This window comes from Gilliamella sp. Imp1-1, from assembly GCF_001690415.1.
Classification (GTDB): domain Bacteria; phylum Pseudomonadota; class Gammaproteobacteria; order Enterobacterales; family Orbaceae; genus Gilliamella; species Gilliamella bombi.
Map to the genome: position 1 here is coordinate 25,725 of NZ_LZHK01000008.1, position 6,514 is coordinate 32,238.

At 35.1% G+C, this 6,514-nt stretch carries 5 protein-coding genes and 1 rRNA gene; all 6 read left to right on the forward strand.

Annotated features, from left to right (window positions below; translation table 11 throughout):
• Positions 1-7: 7 nt before the first annotated feature.
• Positions 8-1,303, forward strand: a complete 1,296-nt coding sequence (gene hflX / locus A9G38_RS01140; protein WP_034911907.1) for a ribosome rescue GTPase HflX — start codon at positions 8-10, stop codon at positions 1,301-1,303.
• Positions 1,304-1,326: 23 nt separating this feature from the next.
• On the forward strand, positions 1,327-2,556 hold the full coding sequence (gene hflK / locus A9G38_RS01145) for an FtsH protease activity modulator HflK (RefSeq protein WP_051634214.1): 1,230 nt from the start codon (positions 1,327-1,329) through the stop codon (positions 2,554-2,556).
• Positions 2,557-2,566: 10 nt separating this feature from the next.
• Positions 2,567-3,526: a protease modulator HflC gene (gene hflC, locus A9G38_RS01150; protein ID WP_034911903.1), complete on the forward strand. Its 960-nt coding sequence runs from the start codon at positions 2,567-2,569 to the stop codon at positions 3,524-3,526.
• A gap of 19 nt (positions 3,527-3,545) precedes the next feature.
• Positions 3,546-4,844 (forward strand): adenylosuccinate synthase, encoded by a 1,299-nt coding sequence (locus A9G38_RS01155; protein ID WP_034911900.1) that lies wholly within the window; start codon positions 3,546-3,548, stop codon positions 4,842-4,844.
• A gap of 78 nt (positions 4,845-4,922) precedes the next feature.
• Positions 4,923-6,104 carry a formate-dependent phosphoribosylglycinamide formyltransferase gene (gene purT / locus A9G38_RS01160; protein WP_034911896.1) on the forward strand — a complete coding sequence of 394 codons (1,182 nt, stop codon included), beginning with the start codon at positions 4,923-4,925 and terminating at the stop codon, positions 6,102-6,104.
• Between the two features lie 301 nt (positions 6,105-6,405).
• Positions 6,406-6,514 (forward strand): 16S ribosomal RNA (locus tag A9G38_RS01165); the annotation flags it as partial.

The following is a 6,514-nucleotide window of genomic DNA, read 5'->3' on the forward strand; positions in this document are numbered from 1 at the left end:
AATCTGATTGTTTGAGAGATATAAAGGCGGTGAATCTGCCTTATTAGTCCATGTATTCTTCCCTCAAGAAAGCAATATCGAGGATCTTAAAGAGTTTGAAATTTTAGTTTCTTCGGCTCAAATAGATATTCTCGATATTGTAACAACCTCAAGAAAAGCACCTCAAACCAAATATTTTGTAGGTGAAGGTAAGGCTCAAGAAATAGCAGAAAAAGTTAAACAGCTCAATGCTTCTGTTATTTTAGTAAATCATTCATTAACTCCCTCCCAAGAACGTAATCTAGAGCAATTGTGCAAATGTCGTGTTGTTGATAGAACTGGATTGATTCTTGATATTTTTGCTCAAAGAGCCAGAACACATGAAGGTAAATTACAGGTCGAGTTAGCACAGTTAAAACATCTTTCGACTCGTTTAGTTAGAGGTTGGACGCATTTAGAACGTCAAAAAGGTGGGATAGGTTTACGTGGTCCAGGTGAAACTCAATTAGAAACTGATAGAAGGTTAATTCGTCAACGGATTCAATTAATTTTATCAAGACTTGCTAAAGTTGAAAAACAGCGAAATCAAAATCGTCAATCAAGAAATAAAGCAGATCTATCAACAGTCTCTTTTGTTGGCTACACGAATGCAGGTAAATCAACATTATTTAATGCGTTAACAAATGCTGATGTATATGCTGCTAATCAGTTATTTGCTACACTCGATCCAACACTTCGTCGAGTTATTGTTGATGATGTAGGTGAAGTTGTTTTAGCTGACACGGTTGGTTTTATTCGCCATTTGCCACATGATTTAATCGCGGCTTTTAAAGCAACGTTATTAGAAACTCAACAAGCTGCATTGTTATTACATGTTGTTGATGCAGCAGATCCTAATTTATTAGATAATATGCATGCTGTTGATGAAGTTTTGCACGAAATTGATGCGCACGAACTTCCAACATTACTTGTTATGAATAAAATCGACTTGATAGAAGGCAAACAACCAAGTATTGATAGAGATGAAAACGGTATACCAATTCGTGTTTGGATTTCAGCGCAAAATAGTTTAGGATTAGATCAATTATTTATCGCTTTAAAAGAAAGGCTAGCTAAGCAAATACAAGTTTGCCACTTAAACTTACCTGCTTATTTAGCAAGATTAAGAAGTCGTTTATATCAGTTAAATGCGGTAGAAAATGAATTTATTAATGAGGATGGTAGTTTTCATCTAGATGTGAGAATTCCCTCTATAGAATGGAATCGCCTCTGTAAACAAGAACCAGATCTGTTATACTTGATCAATAAGCAAAATAACAACTAATTATCAAATGGAGCATATACAATATGGCGTGGAATCAGCCCGGCAATAACGGACAAGATAACGACCCATGGGGGAATAATAAAAAAAAGCCAACTAATCATTCATCTGATGGTTTATTTGATAAAGTTAAAAAATTATTAAAAAAAAATAATTTCGGTAATAATAATGGTTCCTCTGGAATTAAATTGCCGATGAGTACAACTAAAATTATCATATCTATAATTGCTTTACTTGTTGTAGTTTGGGCAGGAAGTGGATTTTATACCATTAACCAAAATCAACGTGGTGTAATTACTCGCTTCGGTCAAGTTCAATCTGAAATCATTCAACCAGGACTAAATTGGAAGCCAACTTTAATCGATAAAGTGTATATTGTTGATACACAGGGTATTCGAAATTTCAACGAAAAGGGACTTATTGTTACAGCTGGTGAAAATTTGGTTTTTGTTGATATAAATGTGCAATATAGTGTCAGCGATCCTTTAAAATATTTATTTAATGTCACTAATGTAGAAGATAGTTTGCGCCAAGCTGCCGATAGCGCCCTTAGAACGGTAGTGGCAAGTTCAAATATTGATGCGATAATCTCTGATGAACGTTCAGCTCTAGAACATAGTACTAAAGATGAGTTAGTCAATATCATTAGTCCCTATGATATGGGTATTAATATTGTTAATTTGAATTTTCAAGTTGCTCGTCTACCAGATGAAGTGAAAGGTAATGACAATAAAACGCTTCATTCTCAAGACGATAGTGAGCGAGAAATCAAACAAGCTGAAGCTGATAAGGTGAAAAAAATTCAGCAAGCAGAAGAACGTTCAGCAGGAATTTTAGCTGATGCTAATGCTTATAAGGTTAGAGTAGAACTTGAAGCTGCTGGTGATGTGGCTAGTTTTGAAAAAATCTTACCACAATATAAAGTAGCACCAGAAATTACTAAAGAACATTTATATATTGAAACTATGGAAAGAGTATTAACCAAAACCAATAAGATTATAGTGAATGATAAAAGTGGAAATTTAATGGTGTTACCGTTAGAAGTACTATTAAAAAATAAGAGTGAAAAAAATTCTCAAACAATGACGTTATCAAACCAAAATAGTGAATATAATTCCAATATGCTGAGCTCGTCTGAAACAATAAAAGAACAGCCTAAATCAAAGCCGGAATTATCAAAAGAAAATAACAATAACACTAATAACACCATTAAAGTTGGCGAGACTACGCGGACTCCACGGTTTATGGGAAGATAAGGAGAAAAGCATGCGCAAATTATTGGTTCCTATAGTATTAATTTTGATTGGTGTGTTTTTTTCTAGCGCTTATGTTATTGAAGAAGGTACTTGTGGAATAATTTTACGGTTTAATAAAATTATAGGATTATCTGAACCTGGATTACATTTTAAATTTCCAGGAATGGATAATGTAAAAATTGTTGATGCTAAAATCAAAACAACAAATAGTCCTAATAATGTCGGTCAAGAACAAAAATTTAGAACACGTGAAAATAAAAATTTAGTTGTTGATTATTTTGTACAATGGAAGATTGTTGATTTTAATCGATATTATGAAACTATTGCTGCTGGTAATAGTATCGAGAACTTGTTGCTTGCTCGATCAAATGGTTGTTTAAGAACAGAAATTGAAAAATTAAATATCATTGATGTTGTTAATGATACGAATAATAACTCTCATAATTCTATAGTAACCCGTGTAAAAGATATTTTAAATAGCACGGTTAAAGAATTGGATAAAAGTAATTCGATTGAAAATCAAGCTAATAAAGATGAAAAAGCTTTAGAGGTTAATCAAGCGAGTATGAGACCGTTCGGTATTGAAGTTATTGATGTTCGCTTAAAGAAAGTTAATTTTCCTCAAGAAATGTCTAATTCTATTTATGAGAAAATGAAAGCAGAACGAAATAATGTGTTCCAAAATCAACATTTTCAAGGTGTTAAAAGAGCTGATGAAATACGAGCAGAGGCTACACTAGAAGTAACCAAAATATTATCTGAAGCTGAACGTCAATCTCGCTCTATTCGTGGTGAAGGTGATGCGAATGCAATCAAACTTTATGCTGATGCCTTTGGTAAAGATATAGAGTTTTTTAGCTTTATACGGAGGCTAAAAACTTATGAACGAAGCTTTACAGATAATGATATTGTAGTTATTAGCCCTGATAGTGAATTTTTTAAATATATGAAATTAAAATCTGATAATTAACAAAATGAGTAAATAGTCTATGAGTAATAATGTTGTTGTGTTAGGTACACAATGGGGTGATGAAGGAAAAGGTAAGGTTGTTGATTTACTTACGGAAAAAGCGAAGTATGTTGTTCGCTATCAAGGCGGGCATAATGCAGGTCATACATTAGTTATTAATGGTGAAAAAACAGTATTACACTTAATTCCATCAGGAATTTTACGTAATGATGTTATTAGCATTATTGCTAATGGTGTAGTGCTTTGTCCTGACGCTTTGATGAAAGAGATGAAAGAGTTAGAAAATAGTGGAATTCCTGTTAGGGAAAGGCTCCTTATCTCTGAATCATGTCCTCTAATTTTGCCTTACCATATTGCATTAGATCAAGCTCGAGAAAAAGCTCGTGGCAATAAAGCTATTGGAACAACAGGGCGTGGTATTGGTCCTGCTTATGAGGATAAAGTTGCTCGCCGTGGACTTCGAGTTGGTGATTTACGTGATCGTCAAGCTTTTGCTGAAAAACTAAAAGATGTGATGGAATATCATAATTTCCAATTAGTCAATTATTACAAAACCGAAGCTGTAGATTATCAAAAAGTTTTAGATGCTACATTAGCTATAGCTGATATTTTAGTTGCTATGATTGCCGATATTCCTGCGCTTTTAGAAGAAGCACGAAAAAAAGGCGAAAGAATTATGTTCGAAGGTGCACAAGGTACATTACTTGATATCGATCATGGTACTTATCCTTTTGTAACTTCTTCTAATACTACTGCTGGTGGTGTGGCAACGGGATCTGGTTTTGGTCCGCGTTATGTTGGCTATGTGTTAGGTATTGTTAAAGCTTACTCTACGCGTGTTGGTGCAGGCCCATTCCCTACCGAGCTATTTGATGAAGTTGGTGAGTATCTTTGTAAACAAGGTAATGAATTTGGTGCAACAACAGGTCGTCGCCGTCGTACTGGATGGCTTGATGCAGTTGCTGTGCGTAAAGCGGTACAACTTAATTCTGTTTCAGGATTTTGTTTAACTAAGCTTGATGTGTTAGATGGGCTGAAAGAAGTAAAAATTTGTGTCGGTTACCAATTACCAAATGGTGATGTTATCAAAAATGCTCCAGCTGCCGCTGAAGAGTGGAGCTTAGTTAAACCTGTTTATGAAACTATGCCAGGTTGGAGCGAATCAACTTTTGGTATTAAAAGCTATGATGCACTGCCACAAGCAGCAAAAGCTTATATCAAAAGAATTGAAGAGTTAACCGAAACACCAATTGATATTATTTCAACAGGTCCGGATCGCAATGAAACCATGATTTTACGTGATCCTTATCAAGCTTAATATTGATTAAAAAATCGGGATAATTTTCCCGATTTTTTATTTCTTGAGATATAACGATTAACTGTGTATGAGGGAATTATGGCTAAATTAGGTACTCCTTTATCACCTACTGCAACAAAAGTATTACTTTGTGGTGCAGGAGAGTTAGCTAAAGAAGTGGCGATTGAATTACAACGTTTTGGCTGTGAAGTTATTGCAGTTGATCGATACGCTAATGCGCCAGCAATGCAAGTAGCTCATCGGTATCATATTGTTAATATGCTTGATGGGGATGCTCTAAGAAAAGTCATTGAAGTGGAAAATCCCGATTATATTGTTCCAGAAATTGAAGCTATTTCCACATCTACATTAGTTGAGTTGGAAAAAGAAGGATTTACTGTTATTCCAACAGCAAAAGCAACGCAATTAACAATGAATCGTGAGGGGATTCGTCGTCTTGCTGCAGAAGAATTAAAACTACCCACTTCACCTTACCGTTTCGCTGAAAACGAATTTGAATATGAACAAATGGTAAAAGAGATCGGTTTTCCATGTTTGATTAAGCCAGTTATGAGCTCTTCGGGTAAAGGTCAATCTTTATTGCGTAGTGAAGTAGATATTAAATTTTCATGGATATATGCTCAAGAGGGAGGGCGCTCTGGTGGAGGTAAAGTAATCATAGAAGGTTTTATTGATTTTGATTACGAGATTACTTTGCTGACTGTTCGGCATATTAACGGAGTTTCATTCTGCGAACCAATTGGCCATCGTCAAGAAAAAGGTGATTATCGAGAATCTTGGCAACCTCAGCAGATGCCTGAAAAAGCATTGAAAAAAGCGAAAAATATTGCAACTAAAATAACAGAAGCATTAGGTGGGCGAGGAGTATTTGGTGTTGAATTATTTGTTAAAGGGGAGCAAGTATGGTTTAGTGAAGTATCACCTCGCCCTCATGATACGGGTATGGTGACGTTAATTTCACAAAACTTATCTGAGTTTGCATTACATGCTAGAGCAATATTAGGATTGCCAATTCCAATTATAGAACAATATGGTGCTTGTGCATCATCAGTCTTATTAATAGAAGGTAATTCAAAACAAATAACTTTCGCTAATATTGATAAAGCATTGAGCGAACCGCAAACTGATTTACGTTTATTTGGTAAACCAGAAGTAAAAGGAACAAGAAGAATGGGTGTTGCGTTAGCTAGAGCATCGACAGTTAAAGAGGCTACTAATAAAGCTATTAATGTGACAAAACAGCTAAAAATAACCCTATAACGCCTAAATTTGTGTAAAAAGCAGTCATTCAACACAAAAAAATAAAAAATTCTAAAATAGGGGTTGACGTTCACAAGTGAAGTGAGTAATATACGCAACCCTTGAGACAGCGAACTAAATCAACAAAAGGTTGATGAGGAACATAAGCTGTCAGCTCTTTAAAAATAAGAAACAGACAATCTGTGTGGGCACTTGCGAGACGAAAGATTAAAGTCTACGGACTAAAAAAAGTTAAGTCTTGATAAGTGACACTGAAGATTCATTTGAATATGTCAGAGACAGTTATTGAGCATCAAACTTTAAATTGAAGAGTTTGATCATGGCTCAGATTGAACGCTGGCGGCAGGCTTAACACATGCAAGTCGAACGGTAACATGAGTGCTTGCACTTGATGACGAGTGGCGGACGGG